Genomic DNA, 19962 nt, shown 5'->3' on the forward strand with positions numbered 1-19962 from the left:
TTGTCCATTATGGACTTTTAGTTTTTGTCCGCAATAACCTGAGGTAAAAATGAGATCAATGTGGGGGGAGCCATGAAGATCAAATGTGGGAGCTGGCTTGCCTGCGATAGCGGTGTGTCAGTCGGTCCATCAGGTGGCTGACCCGCCGCCATCGCAGGCAAGCCAGCTCCCACAGGTGATCGGTGGTGTTCTGGCGGACGAGTTATCGCCTGCCCGAGCGCGTACTCACATCCACCCACACCGCCAGCACCAGAATGCTGCCCTTCACAATCATCTGCCAGTAGCTGTCCACATCCAGCATCGACATGCCGTTGTCCAAACTTGTAATCACCAACGCGCCAAGCAACGCGCCATAGACGGTGCCCGAGCCGCCGCGCATCGATGTGCCGCCGATAAAACAGGCCGCGATGGCATCGAGTTCACCCATGTTGCCCGCCGAGGGTGAACCCGCAGCAAGGCGGGCGGTGTTGACCAGGCCGGCCAGCGCGCACATCACCCCCATGATGCCGAAGATCCACAGTTTCACCGCTTGCACGTTGATGCCGGATAGCCGTGTGGCTTCCATATTGCTGCCTACCGCATACACGCGGCGGCCGAATACGGTCTGGCTGGTGACGTAGCTGAATACGCCGAGCAGCACCAGCAACAGCAGAACCGGCACGGGGATACCGTCGTAGCTGTTGAGGGTGGTGACGAACCCGGCGAGCACCGCGCCGATCAATACCACACGTAACACGTCGCGCACCAAAGCGTGCGCGGCCAAGCCATGCAGTGCGCGGTTGCGCCGCTGCTTCCAGGTCAGGAACAGCGTCAGTGCGAACAGCAGTACGCCAAGCCCCGCGCCCACACTGTGGGGCAAATACCCCTGGCCCACATACACCAGCGACGGCGACACCGGCGCAATGGTGGTGCCGCCGGTAATCCCCAGCAGAATCCCGCGAAACGCCAACATTCCGCCCAGGCCGACGATGAACGAGGGGATGCGCAGGTAAGCGGTCATGTAGCCGTTGGCAAGGCCGATCATCAAGCCGCACAGCGCCACCAGGCTCAGGTTGGCCAATAGCGGCACGTGATAGACCACATCCAGAATCGCCGCCAGCCCGCCCAACAGTCCGAGCAACGAGCCCACCGACAAGTCGATCTCGCCGCTGATAATCACCAGCACCATGCCGCAGGCCAATATCCCGGTGATCGACATCTGCCGCAGCAGGTTGGAGAGGTTGCGCGGGGTGAGAAAACCGCCCTCGGTCTGCCAACTGAAAAACAACCAGATGAACGCCACGGCGATCACCAGCGCGAGCATCTTGTAGCGGGTAAAAAGGTGTTTGACCTGATTCATCTACGCGGTCTTCCGATCATTAGGGTTATGGCTGAGCGCGGCGGCGAGCACCTGTTCCTGGGTGAGCCCTTCATTGATGAAATCCCCCCGCAACTGGCCGTCGCCAATCACCAGCACGCGGTTGGACACGCCGAGCACTTCGGCCAGTTCTGAGGAGACCATGATGATCGACACGCCTTCGGCGGCCAGCGCACCCATCAATTTGTAGATCTCGTACTTGGCGCCCACGTCCACCCCGCGTGTGGGTTCGTCGAGGATCAGCACCTTGGGCTGGGTCATCAGCATTTTCGCCAGCACGGCCTTTTGCTGGTTGCCGCCTGAGAGGTTGGTGATCGGCAGCGACGGGCTGGCGGTCTTGAGGTGCATGCGGCTGATCTGCTGGTCGATGCTGCCCAGTTCGGCCTCAGCGTCGATGCGGGTCATGTGCGCGTAGGTGTCGAGCACCGCCAGGGTAATGTTCTGGCCTACCCCCAGGTCGGGAATGATGCCTTGGCGCTTGCGGTCTTCGGGCACCATGCACAGCCCGGCGCGGATCGACTTGAGCGGCGTGCGCGTATCGATCACCTGGCCGTCCAGCCATACTTCGGCGCTGTAGCGGCCGGGGTAAGCGCCGAACAGCGCCGACACCAACTCCGTGCGCCCGGCGCCCACCAAGCCGGCGATGCCAAGGATTTCACCGCGCCTGAGCACGAAGGAGATGTCGTCGACGCGCTTGCGCTTGGGGTTATCGACGTCGTAGCAGGTGACGTTACGCGCTTCGAAGATCACCTCGCCCACTTCATGGTGCTCGATGGGGAAGAGGTTGCTCATTTCGCGGCCGACCATCTGCGTGATGATCCGGGGGATGTCCATGTCTGCCATGGCGGTGGTTGCGATGTGCTTGCCGTCGCGAATCACTGCAATGGTGTCGCAAACCGCCGCCACTTCATCAAGCTTGTGGGAGATGTACACGCAGGCCACGCCCTTGGCCTTCAGGCCCTTGATAATGTCCAGCAACACCTCGATTTCGCCACGGGTCAAGGCCGAGGAGGGCTCGTCAAGAATCAACAGGCGCGCCTGTTTGTTCAAGGCCTTGGCGATCTCCACCAGTTGCTGGTAGCCGCCGCCGTACTGCGACACCGGCAGCGCCACATTCATGTCTGGCACCTTGAGTTCACGCATCAACGCCTCGGCGCGGTGCAACATCGCCGGGTAGTTCATGCGCCCACCGGGCAGGGTCAGTTCGTGGCCCATGAAAATGTTCTCGGCCACCGACAGGTCGGGCACCAGGGTCAGTTCCTGATGAATGATGACAATCCCGGCGGCCTCGGTTTCGCGGATGGACTGGGCCTTGAGCGGCTGCCCATCCCAGAGGATTTCCCCCTCCCAGGTGCCGTGCGGGTACACCGCCGACAGCACCTTCATCAAGGTGGATTTACCCGCCCCGTTTTCACCGCACAGGCCCACGCATTCCCCAGGCTTGACCTTGATGTCTATGCCGTTGAGAGCGTTGACACCGCCAAAGCTTTTGACGATGCCGTTCATTTGCAGCAGGTAATCGGCGGCCACGGTCATTGCCCGGCGATCTGCTCTTTGGTGTAGAAACCGTCCTTTTCCAACAGGTCGATGTTGGCTTTGGTCAACGGCGTCGGCGTAAGCAGGATGGTGTCCACCTTCTTGCTGCCATTGTCATATTGCGAGCTGTAGGTCGGCTGTTCGCTGCGTGCCAGTTGCACCGAAAGCTTGGCCGCTTCGGTAGCGATCAGCTTGAGCGGTTTGTACACGGTCATGGTCTGGGTGCCGTTGATCACGCGCTTGATCGCTGCGAGGTCAGCGTCCTGGCCGGAGATTGGCACCTTGCCCGCCAGTTTCTGCGCGGCCAGGGCCTGGATCGCACCGCCGGCGGTGGCGTCGTTGGAGGCGACAATAGCGTCGATCTTGTTGTCGTTACGGGTCAGGGCGTTTTCGACAATGCTCAATGCCTCGGTGGGGTTCCATTCCTTGACCCATTGCTGGCCGACGATCTTGATATCGCCTTTGTCGATGGCCGGTTGCAGCACCTTCATCTGACCTTCGCGCAGCACCTTGGCGTTGTTGTCCGTCGGCGCGCCGCCGAGCAGGAAGTAATTGCCCTTGGGCGCCGCTTGCAACACGCCGCTGGCCTGCATCTCGCCGACTTTTTCGTTATCGAAGGAAATATAGGCGTCGATGTCGGCATTGAGGATCAGGCGATCATAGGACACCACCTTGATCCCGGCTTTCTTGGCTTCGGCCACCGCATTGGTCAGCACCGTGGCGTTGAACGGCACGATCACGATCACATCGACGCCCCGGGAGATCAGGTTTTCGATCTGGGCAATCTGCTTCTGCTCGTTGGCATCGGCAGACTGCACGAACACCTTGGCGTCGAGCTTTTCCGCAGCGGCGACAAAGTAATCACGGTCGCGGGACCAGCGCTCCAGGCGCAGGTCGTCGATGGAAAAACCGATTTTGGGGTGCGCAGGATCCGCCATCACCGGCAGGGCGAGCAGTGCCAGGGCTGCGGCGAGCAGGGCAGGTTTGAATGACTTCATGGTGGTGCGTCCTTTTATTGTTGTTGGAAAGACACTAGGTGAAGATCCTCTTTGTGGCGAGGGAGCTTGCTCCCGCTGGAGTGCGCAGCACTCCCATTTTTTGGGGCCGCTTCGCGCCCCAGCGGGAGCAATCTCTGGTCACAGTCAGGTGTAGATAAACCGATTCACCACGCCTTCAAGCATCTCCTGGCGCCCGCTCACCGCCTGCGGGTTCAGCTCGTTGGCAAAGGCATGTTCAGCCAATGACTCCAGGCTGAACTCACCGGCCAACACCGCCTGGCCCAACGGCTGCTGCCAGCCGGCATAGCGTTGGTCCTTGAACTGCTGCAAGCGGTCGTCCTGCACCATCGCCGCCGCACGCTCCAACGCCAGGGCCAGCACATCCATGGCGGCGACATGCCCATGGAACAGGTCCACCTCGTCGAGGCTCTGGCGGCGCACCTTGGAGTCGAAGTTATAGCCGCCGTTCTTGAACCCGCCAGCCTTGAGGATTTCGTAGGTGGCCAGGGTCATCTCCTCGACGCTGTTGGGGAACTGGTCGGTGTCCCAACCGTTCTGCGGGTCGCCGCGGTTGGCGTCGATACTGCCGAAGATCCCCAACGACACGGCGGTGGCGATCTCATGATGAAAGCTGTGCCCGGCCAGCGTCGCGTGATTGGCCTCGATGTTAACTTTGATCTCGTGTTCCAGGCCGTACTCATGCAGGAAGCCGAACACGGTGGCGCTGTCGTAATCGTATTGGTGTTTGGTCGGCTCTTGGGGCTTGGGCTCGATCAACAGGTCACCCGTAAAGCCGATCTTGTGCTTGTGTTCAACCACCATGCGCATAAAACGCCCGAGCTGTTCGCGCTCGCGCTTGAGGTCGGTGTTGAGCAAAGTTTCATACCCTTCACGGCCACCCCACAGCACATAGTTGGCGCCCTTGAGGCGCAGCGTGGCATTCATTGCACTGAACACCTGGGCGGCGGCGAAGGCGAACACCTCTGGATCTGGGTTGCTCGCCGCCCCGGCGGCAAAACGCGGGTTGCTGAAGCAATTGGCGGTGCCCCACAGCAGCTTGATGCCAGTCTGTTCCTGATGGCGCTCCAGGTGGTCGACCATCTGCGCAAAGTGATTGCGGTACTCCTTGAGCGTGCTGCCTTCGGGCGCCACATCGGTGTCGTGAAAGCTGTAGTAGTCGATGCCCAGCTTGGAAAAAAACTCAAACGCCGCCTCGGCCTTGCCGATGGCCACCTCCATCGGATCGCCACTGCGCTGCCACGGGCGCTTGAACGTCCCCATCCCAAACATATCCGCCCCCGGCCACACAAAGGTATGCCAGTAACAGGCGGCCATGCGCAGGTGCTCCCGCATGGGCTTGCCGAGGATCAGTTTGTTGGCGTCGTAGTGACGAAACGCGAGGGCAGAGGTGCTGGCAGGGCCTTCGAAGCGCACCTTTTCGACACCGGGGAAGTACGGCATGGGGTTTTCCTTATTGTTCTGAGCGGTGTCTGGATACTAGCAATGGCACTTGGGCGGCTGATTATGAAAATCACCAAAGGGGAGTGCGATTTTGAGTGAGGGGCTGAGAACGGCTGAGGGAGTACAGGATTTAGAGAAACGTCTGACTTTACGGTGGGGATATGCCTCTTCAAGGTTTGGTGTGCCACTTGCTCGTTACCTCGGAAGGCGTTACGCGTCAGTTTTCTTATCGGGACGAGCAGGGAAGTACGGCCAAAAAACATGGATAAGAGGCAAAAAAATGAGCGTAGGTTATTTCATTGGACTGGGTGACAAGACCACCTGCGGCGGGGAAGTGCTGGACGGTGATAAGAGAGTCAACATACATGGCCTTTTTCATGCGTGCGAAGGTGACCGAGTCACCTGCGGCAAGGATGGGCAAACTTATAAGATCGTCGGTGGCATTTCCCACATAAACAGCCATGGCCGGCTTATGGCCGGCACTTTGGATAGTTACAGCGACTGTCCCTGTAAAGCCGAGCTGATTCCTTCGGTGTACTCGGCCACCTATGAAAACCAACATGCAGAACCACCCATTAACCTGCGAGTAGCTCAACCAAACGCATCATCTGTAAATCGAAACACTGTAGCGCCACGTCATTCTGGTTTCGTGCCGTCCGGTCATGTTGGATCAATGGCATCCAATGGTGTGCAAGGTCAGGAGCCAGGTTTTTATATCGTGCCCAAAAGCATGACCCGCGAGGCGCTGGAAGCCACACTTTTTCCGACGCTCGACCCGGCTGTAATGCGCAAGTTTCAATCGCTGAATCCCAACACAGGCCACGTCAAAGCTGGTTCGATGACCGTGCTCAGCGATCCGAAAAACACCTCCTGCTCGTATGAAGAAGCTCAACTGATGCAGGCTGCACAACACGTCAGCGCATCACTGGATGAGCTGACGCCGGACGAGGCTGACTTTCTGCATCGCCACGGTGCAGAGATCGCCGGTTTCATCGGCCAAACCTCAACCTGGCTCGGCGTCAGCGCAGTGGTGATGGAAAAACACCTGAGCAATCTGCGCGAAACGCTGCAGGCCATGGAGCGCCTGCATCAGGACAGCTATCGGCAGCACGGACACCTTAGGTCACCGCAGTTCTTTGCTGATCGTCAGCGACTTATGAATCAGTTGGATGCTCATCTGCTCAACTCCACCCGCCTGCGCGGGCAGACCACCTTGGGCGATCACCCCAAGTTGAAAACGGCCCTGGGTATATCCAGTCGCAGCTTGGTGCATCACTGGGACAAGGCGGGTGGGCCGGGGCAGATTCCGGGGTATGCCGCTCATGTGGAAGCGGTCAGCCGTGCCACGAAGTACATGAAGGCAGGGGGTTATATCGGTATTGGACTTGGGGGAGTGTCTTCGTTGCTGGCTATTGAGCAGGTATGTAACGGGGATTCTGGAGCTGCATGTGAGAGGGTTAAGTTCACTGAAGGGGGGAAATTCGCTGGAGCCACATTGGGGGGTATTTGGGGTGGAGTGACGGGTCAAATTGCGGGTGGTTCAATCTGTTTGGGGATTGGAGTGGCAACCGGCGGGCTTGGAGGGGTCGTCTGTGTCGCGGCCTTAGTCGGGGCCGGCGCCTGGGCAGGTACGACTTTCGGTGAGATGGGTGGCGATTATATTGGGGAAAAAATTTACGAGGCTTTTCAACCATGACCCGTATTGACTCTTGGTCACCCTGGGCTGCGATCATTTTTACCGGCGGGCCTTTTCTGCTCGAACTCGTGAGTATTGCGTACAGCTTGTTCCTGAGTCATCGACATTTGGATGCGATAAAAGAGGCATTGAAAAACAGTCGCTATATTTATCTTTGGGGGCCGAGCCTGGGGAGGCGCGGCTATATTTGGTCGTTGTTGGAGATGGCGAAAATCACCGGGATGATAGCGATGCCAAGGACATATATCCGCATTGGTGACTTGAGCCCTATCGATTATGAAAACTTTCCTCCGTACCTAAAACGCCTGCTGAACCTACATTTAGCAATGGTAGTTGGCACTGGCGTTTGGCTAGGAACTGTATTCATAGTTTTAAAATTTAGGTAGATAGAACGGGCCTCCCTGAGGCCCGATATGCTCAGACTGCTTCCAGGACGTGACATCGATTTGAATGTAGCTAGGCGTGCGTAGTACACAGGCCTAATCTGCACCGACCGGCCCCAGGACAAAAACAATGAAAACCCTACCGCCCGTTCACCGTATCGCCTTGCTCTTCAACGGCAGCAAAATCTACGACCGCGGCATCATCGCCGGTATCGGCAACTACCTGAGCAGCACCCGCGCATCCTGGGACCTGTTCCTGGAAGAAGACTTCCTCTGCCGCCTGCGCGGTATCGAGCGTTGGCAGGGCGATGGGATAATTGCTGACTTCGATGACCCGCTGATTGGCGAGGCGTTGGCCGGCAGTCGGGTTCCAGTGGTGGCGGTGGGTGGGTCTTATGAGGATGTGGGCAAGTACCCGAAGGGCATTCCCTATGTGGCCACCGATAACCATGCCCTGATGAAGCTGGCCTACGAGCATCTGGTGGAGGCGGGTTTGACGCGGTTTGCCTGTTTCAGCCTGCCCGAAGCCCAGGCCAATCGGTGGGCCCAGGAGCGTGAGAAAGCTTTTCGCCGCTTGATGCAGCGTGATGGCTTGCAGGTAGAGGTGTATCGCGGCCTGGGCACCAGTGCGCCGTTGTGGGACAGCGCGGTGGAGCAGCAGATTGCCTGGCTGCACAGCTTGCCCAAGCCTATCGGCATCATCGCGGTGACCGATGCCCGCGCCCGGCAATTGCTGCAAGCCTGCCTGACGGCGGGTATTGCGGTGCCGGAGGAGGTGGCGTTGATCGGCATCGACAACGACCCGCTGACCCGCACCCTCACGCGGGTGCCGCTCAGTTCGGTGATCCAGGGCACGGAGACCATGGGCCGTACCGCTGCGGCATTGTTGCATCAGATGCTGCATGGCAAACCCTGCACGGGCACGCAGGTGCTGGTGCCGCCAGACGCCATTAACGTGCAAGCCTCCAGCCTGCATCAACCCCTGGGCAACCCTTACGTGATGCAGGCCTTGTTGTTTATCCGCCAGTACGCCTGCCAGGGTATCAAGACCGATCAGGTCGCCGCTTATGTCGGTGTTTCCCGCTCGTCCCTGGAAGCGCATTTTCGCAAGGCGCGTGGCTGCAGCGTGCATGATGAGATTTTGCGCTTCAAACTCGCCGCTGCCGCCAAGGGCCTGGAAAACCAAAGCCTTGCTATAGCCGACATTGCCGCACGCTGCGGCTTCACCTCTGCGCAGTACCTGCATACGGTGTTTCGCCGCGAATTTGGCTGCACGCCACGTCAGTATCAGCAGGGCGCGAGCTAGAACACCGCTTTGACTTGCAAACCCAGCACCAGCGCATTGTCGATGCTCTCACCGGAAAACGCCCCCGGCTCGATGATGTATTGCACATCCGGGCGCAAGGTCAGCCAAGGCGTGGCCTGGTAGCCATAACTGAGTTCGATCAATTGTTCGGCGCTGTCGATTGAGGGGTAGGACGCCCCGGCATTGAACGCAGCCAACTCTTGCACATCACGGCTGCGCGGGTTCGGCACCGCGCGGCCATAGCCCAGGGCGACGGTATCGCGCGGGCGACCTTCGAACGGCTTGTACAGCACCACGCCTGCGCCATACCACTTGGTGAACGGCGAGGCCGCTTGGCTGGCGGCAGAGTACTGGCCGAAGGCGTGCAGGCTACGGCCTTGGGATGATTGTGAGGCCCACACAGCCTGGTCGATCAAGAGGTAGTGACCGCCGCGCCCGCTGACGTCCTTGTTGCTGCCAATGCGTTTTACATCGGAACTGTCGTAGTAATACCCGAGCTTGTATTCACCGGGCAGTGCGCCCGCATGCTTGTAGATAAGCTCGATGGGCACCACGGTGCCGGTGGTGTGCTTCGGCCCCAGGTGCCAGGCACGGCTGGAGTTGCCGTTGCTGGACGGGTCGACATTGAACGCCGCCACGCGCAGTTGCCAGTTGGGCGAAAAGTCGTATTTTACCCGGGCACCGAGGTGCGCATTCGGGTAGTTGGCCCAGCCACTGCCGCCGGACATATTCAGCGGATGCCCGCAGAAGCCGGCGTTCATGAAGTTGCACAGGATGCCGCTGTCCAGGCCGCCGAGATCATTGCCCATGGCCATATAGCCCAGCTTGAGGTTCAGCGCCGGGGTGAACAGCGTGCGCTCGTAGCTCAGCTCGGTGAGGCGCGTGTAGAGGCCGCCGTAGTTTTCCTGGATCGGCAGGCGGTTGCCCACCAAGTCCTCGGAGGCGCTGTTGCCGCGTCGGTCGTTGATGGTCAGTTGGATGCGGTCGCCGTTGTTGAAGCCGTAGAGCTTGCCCAGGTCGAACTGCACGCCGAGCTTGATATTTTGCGAATAGCGCGCCGAACGGTGCTGGCCGCCGTGGGCGTTGTAGGCGGTCTCGCCGCTGTAGTCACCGGTAAAGCGCACACCTTGCGCGTCGAGTTCGCGGCGCAGGCCGCCCCAGTCGCCGGTCAGGGTGGTGTCGTCGGCTTGAACGGGCAGGGCGGCCGCAAAGGCCAGGCCCAGCGCCAGGCGCCAGGCGGTATGAGGAGTAGGGGTCATGGGGGATCTTTCCAAACACAAAGCGCGGTGCCGGAGCACCGCGCGAACAGAGGGCGGTTACGGCAGGGCGTAGGCGATCACGTAGTCGCCACGGTCGGTGGACTGGCGTGCGCCGCCGGCGGTGACGACGATGTATTGCTTGCCGGTTTTCGGCGACACGTAGGTCATCGGCCCACCCTGGCTGCCGACGGGCAGGCGGGCTTTCCAGATTTCATCGCCATTGCCGCTGTTGAAGGCGCGCAGGTAGAAGTCCTGGGTGCCGGCGATAAAGATCAGGCCGCCTTGGGTGGACAGCGTACCGCCCAGGGTCGGCAGGCCTACCTTGATTGGCAGGTGCATGCGGATACCCAGGGGGCCGGTGTCTTCAACGGTGCCCACCGGTACTTGCCAGGCGACCTTTTGCGTCTTCATGTCGATGGCGGTCAAGGTGCCGAATGGCGGCGCCTGGCACGGAATGCCGGCCACCGACAGGAAGCGGTTTTTGTTCACCGCGTACGGCGTGCCCTTGAGCGGCACGGCGCCCATGCCGGTGTTCAGCGCTTCCCCACCGGAAGAGGTCTGGGCCTTGTTCTGCGACGGTACCATCTGGATCCACAGGCCCAGGCGCATGTCGTTGACGAAGATAAAACCGTGCACCGGGTCGGTGGAAATGCTGCCCCAGTTCATGCCGCCCAGGGAACCCGGGAAGCTCAGGGATTTATCGGTGCCCGGCGCGGTGTACAGGCCGTCGTAGCGCATGCCCTTGAAATCGATGCGGCACAGCAACTGGTCATACGGCGTCGCGCCCCACATGTCCGACTCGGTGAGGGTTTGCGCGCCGATCTGCGGCATGCCGACGGATTTAGGCTGGGTCAGGGAATACGGCTCGTTGGGAATGTTCGCGGCTTTTACCGGCACTTCCTGCACGTCCGTCAGCGGCTTGCCGGTGGCGCGGTCGAGCACGTAAATCTGCCCGGCCTTGGTGCCGATGACCACGGCCGGTACAGCCTTGTCGCTACCTGGCGGGGTGAAGTCGATCAGGCTTGGCTGCATTGGCAGGTCGAAGTCCCACAGGTCGTTGTGGACCGTCTGGTAGACCCACTTCTCGGCACCGGTGGAGGCGTCGAGTGCCAGCACCGAAGCGCCGTATTTGTGGTTGAGCTGGGTGCGCTCCACGCCGTAGATATCGGTGGAGGAGCTGCCCATCGGCAGGAAGACCGTGTTCATCAGTGGGTCGTAAGACATTGGCGCCCAGCTGTTCGGGGTGCTGCGCACGTAGGTGGCGTCGCCCGTCGGGGCCTGCTTGTCTTCAGGGTTGCCTGGGTCGAAGGCCCAGCGCATCTGACCAGTGATCACGTCAAAGCCACGGATCACGCCACCGGGCATATCGGTCTGCACGTTGTCTGCCACGCGACCGCCGACTACGACGGTGGTACCGGCCATCAGCGGCGCTGAGGACAGTTGGTAGTAGCTGTCTGGTACATTGCCCAGGCCGGCCTTGAGGTCCACCTGACCGTGGGTGCCGAAGTCTTCGCAGAACTTGCCGGTGTCGGCGTCTACGGCGATCAGGCGTGCATCAATGGTGTTGGTCAGCAGGCGACGCTGGCACTGCGCACCGGCGGGCACGCTGGCGGCCAGGACCGGCGAGCTGTAGGGCTGGGCCGGCTGGGCAATCGGCGCGCTGGCGTCGAAATACGCCATGCCCCGGCAACGCTGCCACACTGCCGATTTGGCGTTGACTTCGTTTTTCCACAGTTCTTTGCCGGTGTCGGCATCCAGCGCGATCAGGTTGTTGTGCGGGGTGCAGATAAACACTTTGTTGCCGATCTGCAGGGGCGTCAGTTGGTCTTCGGCTCCGTTACCGTCGCTGATGGCCACGTCGCCGGTGTGGTAGGTCCAGGCGACCTTGAGCTTGTCGATGTTGTCGCGGTTGATCTGGTCCAGCGCGGCGAAACGGCTGCCACCTTCGGTATTACCGTAGTGGGCCCAATCTTTCTGCGCATCGGCCGCAGCCACCGGGGTGACGCCCGGGCCTGCACCGGTGGGCGCAACACTGGGGTGCGCGACAAACATATTGCCCGCTGCCACCGCCACGCCCAGCGCCAATACGGCGGCGACGCCATAGGCACCCCGCGCCGGTTTGCCAGCCAGCAACGGATACACCAGTGCGACCACCACGCCAATCACCGCAAACATGAACAGTCGCGAGAACAGCGGCCAGTATTCCAGGCCCACGTCGGCCACCGCCCACACGGCGGTAGCCACTAGAAACGCGGCGAACAACCAGGCGCCGGCAGGCTTGCAGCGGGCAATCAACAGCCCGGAGATGGCCATGACCACGCCGCCCAGCAGGAAGTACCAGGAACCTCCCAGGCTGACCAGTTTGGCGCCGCCGACGGCAAGCGCAAGGCCGAGCAGGGCGATGACGACGCCCAGGCCCAGGAGTAAGAATCTAGAGACGCCAGCGGCGCGCGATGCTCGTTTCATGTCGAATGGACTCGAGTGAGAGAGGGCAAAGACGCGATTTTAGCAAGATAAGTAACCGGTTAGTACATTTGAGTCCTGCAATAGACTGTTGCAGGTACTGCGATGATGGGCAGGGCCGCCTCTGAGTCGGCCTAGATGGACCCTGCGACGCGTACCCTGTGGCGAGGGAGCTTGCTCCCGCTGGGGCGCGAAGCGGCCCCTCTCTTAATTTAAAAGACTGGGACTGCTACGCAGTCCAGCGGGAGCAAGCTCCCTCGCCACGGTACAGCGCTGCCTTTATTGGGCGGGCATCAGAACTTGAAGCGCCCCACCAGCCCATTGAGCTGGCCGGAAATATCAGTCAGCCGCCCTGAACCGGTCTGCGCCGAATGCGCAAAGCCTTCCACCAACTGCGCGTCGGCGTGGATCTGCGCGATATGCCGGTTGATCTCTTCGGCCACCTGGTGCTGCTCTTCGGCGGCGGTGGCGATCTGAGTGTTCTGGTCGCGAATCGAGTCCACCGAGCCGCGGATCTTGTCAAAGCTGTCACGGGCCTGCTGGATGCGCTCCACGCTGGTGTTGGACACCAGCAAGCTGCCTTGCATCTGCTGGGTGACTTCCTGGGTGCGGCGGGCAAGGTTGCCCAGCAGGCTGTCGATTTCGCCGGTGGAGTCGGCGGTGCGACGCGCCAGTGCACGCACTTCATCGGCGACCACCGCAAAGCCGCGGCCCTGGTCGCCAGCGCGGGCGGCTTCGATCGCGGCGTTGAGCGCCAGCAGGTTGGTCTGTTCGGCAATCGAGCGGATGGTGTCGAGGATGGTGTTGATGTTCTGGCTGTCTTGCTCGAGCAACTGCATGGTCTGTGTGGATTTTTGCAGGTCTTCGCTGAGCTTGAGCACGCTGCCGGTGGCTTCGCCGATGTGCTGCTGGCCGGTGTGCACGTCGCGATAGCCCTCATCGGCACTCGTGGCGGCGGCGCTGCATGAACGCGCGACTTCGTTGGCGGTGGCGACCATCTCGTTGAACGCGGTGCTCACCAGTTCCACGGCTTCGCGCTGGCGGCCGGCGGCCTGGTTCATATTGTTGGCCACGGCGCTGGTGTCGGCGGCGGCGGTTTGCAGGTCTGAGGAGGCGTTGCCGATGCGCTGCACCAGTTGCGCGATCATGCTCAGGAACTGGTTGAACCAGCCGGCCAGGCTGGCGGTTTCGTCCTTGCCTTGCACTTTGAGCTGGCGCGTGAGGTCGCCTTCACCTTCGGCGATTTCCTGCAGGCCGTCGGCCACACCGCGAATCGGACGCACGATCACACGGGCGAAACTGGCACCGACGATTGCGAACACCACGGCCAGTACGGCGGCGATCGCAGCGATCAACCACGTCAGGCGGGTGGCGCCGGCCATCACTTCGTCACGCTTGATCAGGCCGATAAAGCGCCAGCCCAAGTCTTTGGAACTGACCACGTTAGCCATGTAGGCCACGCCATCGATGCTCACCTCGGTCACGCCATCGCCGTGCTTGGCCAGTTCGGCGTAGTTCGCGCCCAGGCCCGCCAGGGGCTTGAAGTTGTGCGTGGCATCGCTGGGGTCCACCAGCACGTTGCCGTCGGCTTCCACCAGCATCAGGTAGCCGCTGTCGCCCAGCTTGATGGTGCGCACCAGCTCGGTGAGTTGCTTGAGCGACACGTCAAGGCCAACCACCCCAAGGACGTTACCCGTGGCATCCGCGACGGTGCGCACGGTGCCGATCAGCACCACATCGTCCGGGGCCCAGTAGTAGGCGCCTGTGCGCACGGTCTTGCCTGGCGCTGCAATGGCGGCCTGGTACCAGGGGCGGGTGCGCGGGTCGTACTGCGTCAGCTTGGCGTCGTCCGGCCAACTGGCGTAGCCGCCATCGCTCAGTCCCAGGGACAGGTAGGCGGTACTGGGGTGGCTTTTGGCGAACTGATCAAAAATCGCCAGCAGTTCGGTGTTGGTCGGCGTCAGCGGAATTTGCGCTGCATCGGCGCCGGCGTAGTTCTTCAGGTTCTTGGCCGCGATCACACGCGGGTCTTTGGCGACGAAGTCGACATTCTGGCTGATGCCGTCGAAAAACTGCTGCATGCCATTGTCGATCTGGCGGATCTCGCGGCCGCTGCTGTCGAGGAAGTTGGCCAGCGCACCCTCGCGCAGGTTCAGCACCACGATAATGGCGACCAGGATGACCGGCACGCACGCGATGGCCGCAAACGCCCATGTCAGCTTCTGCTTGATATTCATGACTTCACCCGCGGGTATTTATAGTTTTGGCAAGGGGAGAAAAATGGCTACTGCGTGTCGCAGGCGTTTTTGTGAGAGGCGAGGCCATGCGTACCCTCGGTATATCGGCCGAGGGAGTTGGCACTTGAGGAGGGGGAATCAGGCGATCGGGTCACCGACCAGGGCATCGCGGCGCATCGACTGCAGGTTCTTCTCGATGGTTTCGCAGATGCTTTCCATCTGGATCTGGTGTTCGCTGGAATTGAACGGGCTTTGCAGGTCGGTGCCGATGCGTTCGATGGCCAGCAGCATGAAGCCCACGACCGTGGAGGCCAACGGCGTGAACCAACCGAGCGATTCCACCAGGCCCACCGGCACGATCAGGCAGAATAACGAAATGAATAGCCGCGGGAAGTACACGTAAGGGTAGGGCAGTGGTGTGTTGGCAATCCGCTCCATGCCGCCCTGGGCGTTGGAGAGGTCCACCAGGGTCGACTCCAACCGCGCCAGGCGAATGCTGTCCAGGCGCCCGGCCTGGTATTCGCGCGCCAGCAACGAGGCCGAGCCGGTGAGGATGTCATTGGCGAAGTTATTGGTGGCGCCGTTGCGCGCAAATTCTTCGGCGGGGATAAAGGCTCGCACTTCCTCCGGGCACGGCTGGCCCTTGAGGTGCGCAGCCAGGCAATTGACGTAAGCCACGTGACGGCGCAACAGCGTCGACTTCACCGGGTTCACCTCACCAGGGGCGTCATCGAGCAGGGTCAACACTTGCCGAGCAAAACTGCGCGAGTTGTTGACCATCGCACCCCACAGCGTGCGTGCTTCCCACCAGCGGTTGTAGGCGCTGCTGTTGCGAAAACTGATCAGCACCACCAGTGCCGAGCCGAGCAAGGTCAGGGGCATCAGCGGCAAATTGATCTTGGCGGTGAGAAACAGCATGAAATCCACCGTCACCGCCACATCCCACAACAACAGCCAGAACAACGCCCAGCCCACATAGCCCATGGTCTTGATGATCAGGCGGTATTTCTTCAGAAGGGCAGCTTTCAAACGAGAACCTCGCGGCGGGCGGTTGGCAACAATCCCCTGTTACGACGCCGCCGAGGAAGGAAGGTTCGCAGTGTGCTGAATCGATTAGTCCTCTAACCGCCAGGCGGAGAGAATGTAACCAAAGGTTGCGCGTAAGTGTGTGCCATAGGGCATCTGACTGTGGAACAACTTTGGTACTGATGACGTCTTGTCCGGCAATCGCTGTACATTGCGTTCGAGGCAAAAAGCCATTAATGGCAGGATTTTTGAAGTGATTTGTTTTGGGGCCGGGCTGCAGGGATTTCGTAGCTGAGATCAGTGGCATCAAGTTGGATGATCAGGGCTCTTTCATGCGTGTCAGTTCGTTGAAGTTGGCTATGTGTAATACCGCGCAAGCGCTCGAACGTCATAAGGATTTTGAATCGTGCATGAGAGCGCATTACCACGTGCTGCTCGTGCCCTATTCGAGACGACCGTTTTTCTACAAGAGTGCCCTTAAATACAGCCGCTTGATGGTGTCGTTTGCATTATTGAGCCAATACTTTTCTACACCGCTGCCTTTGTTGGCAGAAGTTAAAGCCTTGTGCGTAACGCGCAAATATTGTTCGAAAAACAGCCTGGAATCGATTTTTTTGCTATTCCGGGCCTTGGGTTTCATGGAGGTTGCGCCGCACCCCGAAGACAGTCGCTTCAGGGTGTATGCACCTTCGGATGAAGCCTGCCGCGAAGCGCGGTTGATGCTCACCGCCCTCACGGAGTCTTTGGCGCTGCTCTATCCCGAAAGGGAAGTGTTCCGGCAGATGCGCGACTTGGATGACCGCGAGTTCCTTGCGCTCTATTTCAAGGGTTTTGCCATGATTCTCGCGGCCGAGTTGACGGTGGATGTCTTGCTGCCCGAATGTTACTGGCTGGTGAAGCGCGACGCCGGCCATCTGTTGATGCTGGCGATCTACAACGACGCCTTTGCCCCTGAGAACGACCGCGCCACCTTCCGGTCGTCTTCCTACCTGGCCTTGGCCAAGCAACTTTCCGTGTCCAAGACCCACATTATCCGTATGGTGCAGGAGGGGGTTGAAAAGGGTTATTTCAAAGCCCACTCCAAAACCCGGCTGGAAGTTCTGCCACCCTTTGCCAGCCTGGTAAAGCGGTTCATGGCCTTTTCATTTGCGATGGGCCTGCATGCTATTGAGATGGGAGCGTAAGGATGCCTGCTAACTTGAAGTTGCGGCCCAGAATGCGCAGTTTGTTGTCACCTGCGGTGACCCAAGCCGAAGGGGTAGGGATTATTGCCTGGGTCGGCATGCTCCTGATTCCTGCGGCCCTGAAGTTGAATTTTTATATGTTGGGCGTCACGGTGGGCCTGCTGATTGTTTGCCGGGTACATGCCACCACCACGAACTTTCTGCTCTGGCGAGTGCTGGGGGTCACCTATATGGTGTTGTTGTCCGTCGGCTTCGCTTATCTGATTCATATGAACAAAGAGTTGCGTATCTATGGCCTGCCGTTGGCCGTGACCCTGGTGGTGGGCAGTGCGATCTTGTTTATCAGTGTCCAGGATTACCTGGCCGATGCGCTATTGATCTGGCTGATCCTGTGGCCGCCCATGCAGGCGGATATATACGTTGGCACCGAGGTGTATTTGCTGCTGTTCTGCGCCGCGTCGGTATCCATCGGGTTTATCTTGAGTTATTCCTACTTGAAGAACCTGCGTTCGGTATTGCTGGTGGAAAGCGAGTTTCGCGCCTTGGCCGAGACCGACTACCTGACCTCCATTCTCAACCGGCGCGCTTTTATGCAGAGCTTCGAGAAGTTGCTCGGTGGGGAGCAGGGCGGCTACTTCATCATGTTGGATATCGACAGTTTCAAAGAAAAAAACGATCTGTATGGCCACGACGTGGGGGACAAGATTCTGCGCGCCATGGCCCTGTGCCTGAAAAACGCCAAGGGCAGCCACAGCTTTGGACGGATCGGCGGGGAAGAGTTCGGCGTGTTATTGCAGGGCGACGATGTGGAGGTGGCCTGTGATTATGCCCTGGACTTGTTGCAAGCGATCCGCAGCAGTGTGCCTGCGCCCCACCATTACACCTGCAGTGCGGGAATGGCGCGTTTTTCGCCGGGCGACGAGTTGTCGGCCGTACTCAAGATGGCGGACAAGAACCTGTACGGCGCCAAGCGCAATGGCAAGGACTGTGTGCACCTGGACGGCGCGCTGTTAAAGGCGGTCTTGTCCTGAGGCTTGGCGTCTAGTGCATAGGTATCTGCACAACTTTCCAAGTTGCAGCAGCCAACGCTAACCACGATGCGAAGCGAGCCGCTCTTGATCTTGATCTGCTTTTGATCTTAAGCGCCCCGTTAAACCACGCTGGCGGATTACGGGCACACCGAGCCTGGGCGAGGTGCCGAGTGGTGGAGCAAGAGAACCCTAAGTGGCTGTTACCGCAGGAATGGATATGTACTCGGTATAACTGTGCCGGCTGTCAGGCCGCCTTCGCGAGCAAGCCCGCTCCCACAGTTGGATTGAGGGGTGTCAGGTAGATATGGGGCTGCTGTCGGGCCGCCATCGCAGGCAAGCCAGCTCCCACATTTGGATTGTGGGGTGTCAGGTAGGCAAGCGCCGGGTGGCAGGCCGTCACGGGAGCAAGCTCCCTCGGCACAGGCCCGGCGTCGCGCCGAAGTTATGCGTCTAGTGTTGTGACAACACGCTGGCCAGCAACCCAGGGAAGCGGCTTTCCAGCTCGTCACGGCGCAACGAGTTCATATGGGTGGTGCCCACATTGCGGGTGTGCACCAGGCCGGCATCGCGCAATACCCGGAAGTGATGGGACATGCTGGACTTGGGCCGCCCCCCGTCCAGTTCGCCACAGGTGGCCTCTGGCACGTTGGCCAGGTAGCGCACGATGTCCAGGCGCACGGGGTCGCTCAAGGCGTACAGCACACGCTCAAGCGTCAATTCTTGCGGGGTAGGGTGTTTGAAGGCTCGCATGGGGCGGATCATAACAGGGGGGTAGCGTTCAATACCATAGTTCGATTACCATCGAACTATCGAATCACTCATCCCTTCCTGGAGTTCTCAATGTCGGCTTTGTTCGAACCGTTCAAACTCAAAGATGTGACCTTGCGCAATCGCATTGCTATCCCACCGATGTGCCAATACATGGCCGAAGACGGCATGGTCAACGACTGGCACCACGTTCACCTGGCCGGCATGGCCCGTGGTGGTGCCGGCCTGCTGGTGGTCGAGGCCACCGCGGTCGCCCCTGAAGGGCGCATCACCCCAGGCTGCGCCGGGATCTGGAGCGATGCCCATGCCCAGGCATTTGTGCCCATGGTCAAGGCCATCAAGGCCGCAGGTTCGGTGCCGGGCATTCAGATCGCCCACGCCGGTCGCAAAGCCAGTGCCAATCGCCCCTGGGAAGGTGATGACCACATCCCGGCTTCTGATGCGCGTAGCTGGGAAACCATCGCCCCCTCTGCCATCGCGTTTGGTGCCAATTTGCCCAACGTACCGCGTGCCATGACCCTGGAAGACATTGCCCGCGTGCAGCAGGACTTCGTCGACGCGGCCCGCCGCGCTCGCGATGCCGGTTTTGAATGGATCGAACTGCACTTCGCCCACGGCTACTTGGGCCAGAGCTTTTTCTCCGAGCATTCCAACCAGCGTACCGATGCCTACGGTGGCAGCTTCGACAACCGCAGCCGCTTCCTCCTCGAAACCCTGGCTGCGGTGCGTGAAGTCTGGCCGGAAAACCTGCCGCTCACCGCCCGGTTCGGCGTGATCGAATACGACGGTCGTGATGAGCAGACCCTCACCGAGTCCATTGAACTGGCGCGCCGTTTCAAGGACGGTGGCCTGGACCTGCTGAGCGTCAGCGTCGGCTTTACCATTCCTGACACCAACATCCCATGGGGCCCGGCCTTCATGGGCCCGATTGCTGAGCGGGTACGCCGTGAAGCCGGTATTCCGGTGACCTCGGCCTGGGGCTTCGGCACACCGCAACTGGCCCAAGGCGCTTTGCAGGCCGGGCACCTGGACCTGGTTTCGGTAGGGCGTGCGCATCTGGCCGACCCGCATTGGGCCTACTTTGCTGCCAAGGAGCTGGGCGTGGACAAGTCCTCCTGGACCTTGCCGGCGCCTTACGCGCATTGGCTGGAACGCTATCGCTGAGGTACGCCTGCGCATTGCATGAGCCACTCGATTGAGTGGCTTTTTTTCGCCTGTCGCTTTTGGCGACCTACGCGGTGAAAAATAACAAATGAG

14 protein-coding genes and 2 pseudogenes are annotated in these 19962 nt (G+C 60.2%); 6 read left to right on the plus strand and 10 right to left on the minus strand.

What is annotated here, in order from left to right:
* Window positions 1-202: 202 nt before the first annotated feature.
* The 4 genes from AC1RAC_RS13855 to xylA all read right to left on the minus strand — a co-directional run bounded on the left by AC1RAC_RS13855 (window position 203) and on the right by xylA (window position 5352).
* Window positions 203-1339, minus strand: a complete 1137-nt coding sequence (locus AC1RAC_RS13855; protein ID WP_106118377.1) for a sugar ABC transporter permease — start codon at window positions 1337-1339, stop codon at window positions 203-205.
* Complete coding sequence (gene xylG, locus AC1RAC_RS13860; protein ID WP_181124157.1) at window positions 1340-2893, minus strand: D-xylose ABC transporter ATP-binding protein; 1554 nt, start codon at window positions 2891-2893, stop codon at window positions 1340-1342.
* On the minus strand, window positions 2890-3891 hold the full coding sequence (gene xylF / locus AC1RAC_RS13865) for a D-xylose ABC transporter substrate-binding protein (protein ID WP_181124158.1): 1002 nt from the start codon (window positions 3889-3891) through the stop codon (window positions 2890-2892). Before xylF ends, xylG begins: the two co-directional genes overlap by 4 nt.
* A 144-nt stretch (window positions 3892-4035) precedes the next feature.
* On the minus strand, window positions 4036-5352 hold the full coding sequence (gene xylA, locus AC1RAC_RS13870) for a xylose isomerase (RefSeq protein ID WP_054895675.1): 1317 nt from the start codon (window positions 5350-5352) through the stop codon (window positions 4036-4038).
* 280 nt (window positions 5353-5632) lie between these two features.
* On the opposite strand from xylA, the gene AC1RAC_RS13875 reads away from it, so the two are divergent.
* The 3 genes from AC1RAC_RS13875 (at window position 5633) to AC1RAC_RS13885 (ending at window position 8737) form a co-directional block, all read left to right on the plus strand.
* Window positions 5633-7048: a PAAR domain-containing protein gene (locus AC1RAC_RS13875; protein WP_492616660.1), complete on the plus strand. Its 1416-nt coding sequence runs from the start codon at window positions 5633-5635 to the stop codon at window positions 7046-7048.
* Complete coding sequence (locus tag AC1RAC_RS13880) at window positions 7045-7434, plus strand: hypothetical protein (protein ID WP_054895673.1); 390 nt, start codon at window positions 7045-7047, stop codon at window positions 7432-7434. Before AC1RAC_RS13875 ends, AC1RAC_RS13880 begins: the two co-directional genes overlap by 4 nt.
* Before the next feature lie 127 nt (window positions 7435-7561).
* Window positions 7562-8737, plus strand: a complete 1176-nt coding sequence (locus tag AC1RAC_RS13885) for a XylR family transcriptional regulator (protein WP_034127136.1) — start codon at window positions 7562-7564, stop codon at window positions 8735-8737.
* On the opposite strand, the gene AC1RAC_RS13890 is transcribed toward AC1RAC_RS13885, so the two are convergent.
* From AC1RAC_RS13890 to AC1RAC_RS13910, 5 genes and pseudogenes are all read right to left on the minus strand, one after another.
* Entirely contained in the window at window positions 8734-9996 is a 1263-nt protein-coding gene (locus AC1RAC_RS13890; protein WP_072448538.1) for a carbohydrate porin, read from the minus strand. The two genes, AC1RAC_RS13885 and AC1RAC_RS13890, sit on opposite strands and share 4 nt — an antisense overlap.
* Window positions 9997-10053: 57 nt before the next feature.
* Complete coding sequence (locus AC1RAC_RS13895; protein WP_054922108.1) at window positions 10054-12462, minus strand: glucose/quinate/shikimate family membrane-bound PQQ-dependent dehydrogenase; 2409 nt, start codon at window positions 12460-12462, stop codon at window positions 10054-10056.
* Window positions 12463-12752: 290 nt separating this feature from the next.
* Window positions 12753-13289, minus strand: a pseudogene (locus AC1RAC_RS13900) (methyl-accepting chemotaxis protein); the annotation flags it as partial.
* A gap of 327 nt (window positions 13290-13616) precedes the next feature.
* Window positions 13617-14696 (minus strand): annotated as a pseudogene (locus tag AC1RAC_RS13905) (HAMP domain-containing protein); the annotation flags it as partial.
* A gap of 138 nt (window positions 14697-14834) precedes the next feature.
* On the minus strand, window positions 14835-15725 hold the full coding sequence (locus AC1RAC_RS13910; RefSeq protein ID WP_003190542.1) for a bestrophin family protein: 891 nt from the start codon (window positions 15723-15725) through the stop codon (window positions 14835-14837).
* Between the two features lie 329 nt (window positions 15726-16054).
* On the opposite strand from AC1RAC_RS13910, the gene AC1RAC_RS13915 reads away from it, so the two are divergent.
* Window positions 16055-16906, plus strand: a complete 852-nt coding sequence (locus AC1RAC_RS13915) for a hypothetical protein (protein ID WP_169922168.1) — start codon at window positions 16055-16057, stop codon at window positions 16904-16906.
* Window positions 16907-16908: 2 nt separating this feature from the next.
* The gene (locus AC1RAC_RS13920) at window positions 16909-17937 is read left to right on the plus strand and encodes a GGDEF domain-containing protein (protein ID WP_072448543.1); all 1029 of its coding nucleotides are present in this window, start codon (window positions 16909-16911) and stop codon (window positions 17935-17937) included.
* Between the two features lie 450 nt (window positions 17938-18387).
* Here the strand turns inward: AC1RAC_RS13920 and AC1RAC_RS13925 are convergent, their stop codons facing one another.
* Window positions 18388-18687, minus strand: coding sequence for an ArsR/SmtB family transcription factor (locus AC1RAC_RS13925; protein ID WP_003190545.1), 300 nt, complete (start codon window positions 18685-18687; stop codon window positions 18388-18390).
* A 90-nt stretch (window positions 18688-18777) separates the two neighbouring features.
* Between AC1RAC_RS13925 and AC1RAC_RS13930 the strand changes: the two genes are divergently transcribed.
* A complete protein-coding gene (locus AC1RAC_RS13930; RefSeq protein ID WP_014718067.1) occupies window positions 18778-19869 on the plus strand; it encodes an NADH:flavin oxidoreductase/NADH oxidase in 1092 nt (363 codons plus the stop codon).
* The last annotated feature ends 93 nt before the right edge of the window (window positions 19870-19962 follow it).

This window comes from Pseudomonas sp. GW823-FHT02F05 (assembly GCF_058797315.1).

Bases quoted from the DNA above. Each gene is read 5' to 3' on its own strand.
- xylF (WP_181124158.1), bottom strand. From the start codon at position 3,891: ATGAAGTCATTCAAACCTGCCCTGCTCGCCGCAGCCCTGGCACTGCTC.
- AC1RAC_RS13920 (WP_072448543.1), top strand. From the start codon at position 16,909: ATGCCTGCTAACTTGAAGTTGCGGCCCAGAATGCGCAGTTTGTTGTCA.
- AC1RAC_RS13880 (WP_054895673.1), top strand. From the start codon at position 7,045: ATGACCCGTATTGACTCTTGGTCACCCTGGGCTGCGATCATTTTTACC.
- AC1RAC_RS13875 (WP_492616660.1), top strand. From the start codon at position 5,633: ATGAGCGTAGGTTATTTCATTGGACTGGGTGACAAGACCACCTGCGGC.
- AC1RAC_RS13925 (WP_003190545.1), bottom strand. From the start codon at position 18,687: ATGCGAGCCTTCAAACACCCTACCCCGCAAGAATTGACGCTTGAGCGT.
- AC1RAC_RS13890 (WP_072448538.1), bottom strand. From the start codon at position 9,996: ATGACCCCTACTCCTCATACCGCCTGGCGCCTGGCGCTGGGCCTGGCC.
- AC1RAC_RS13895 (WP_054922108.1), bottom strand. From the start codon at position 12,462: ATGAAACGAGCATCGCGCGCCGCTGGCGTCTCTAGATTCTTACTCCTG.
- xylA (WP_054895675.1), bottom strand. From the start codon at position 5,352: ATGCCGTACTTCCCCGGTGTCGAAAAGGTGCGCTTCGAAGGCCCTGCC.
- AC1RAC_RS13915 (WP_169922168.1), top strand. From the start codon at position 16,055: ATGCGTGTCAGTTCGTTGAAGTTGGCTATGTGTAATACCGCGCAAGCG.
- xylG (WP_181124157.1), bottom strand. From the start codon at position 2,893: ATGACCGTGGCCGCCGATTACCTGCTGCAAATGAACGGCATCGTCAAA.
- AC1RAC_RS13930 (WP_014718067.1), top strand. From the start codon at position 18,778: ATGTCGGCTTTGTTCGAACCGTTCAAACTCAAAGATGTGACCTTGCGC.
- AC1RAC_RS13885 (WP_034127136.1), top strand. From the start codon at position 7,562: ATGAAAACCCTACCGCCCGTTCACCGTATCGCCTTGCTCTTCAACGGC.
- AC1RAC_RS13855 (WP_106118377.1), bottom strand. From the start codon at position 1,339: ATGAATCAGGTCAAACACCTTTTTACCCGCTACAAGATGCTCGCGCTG.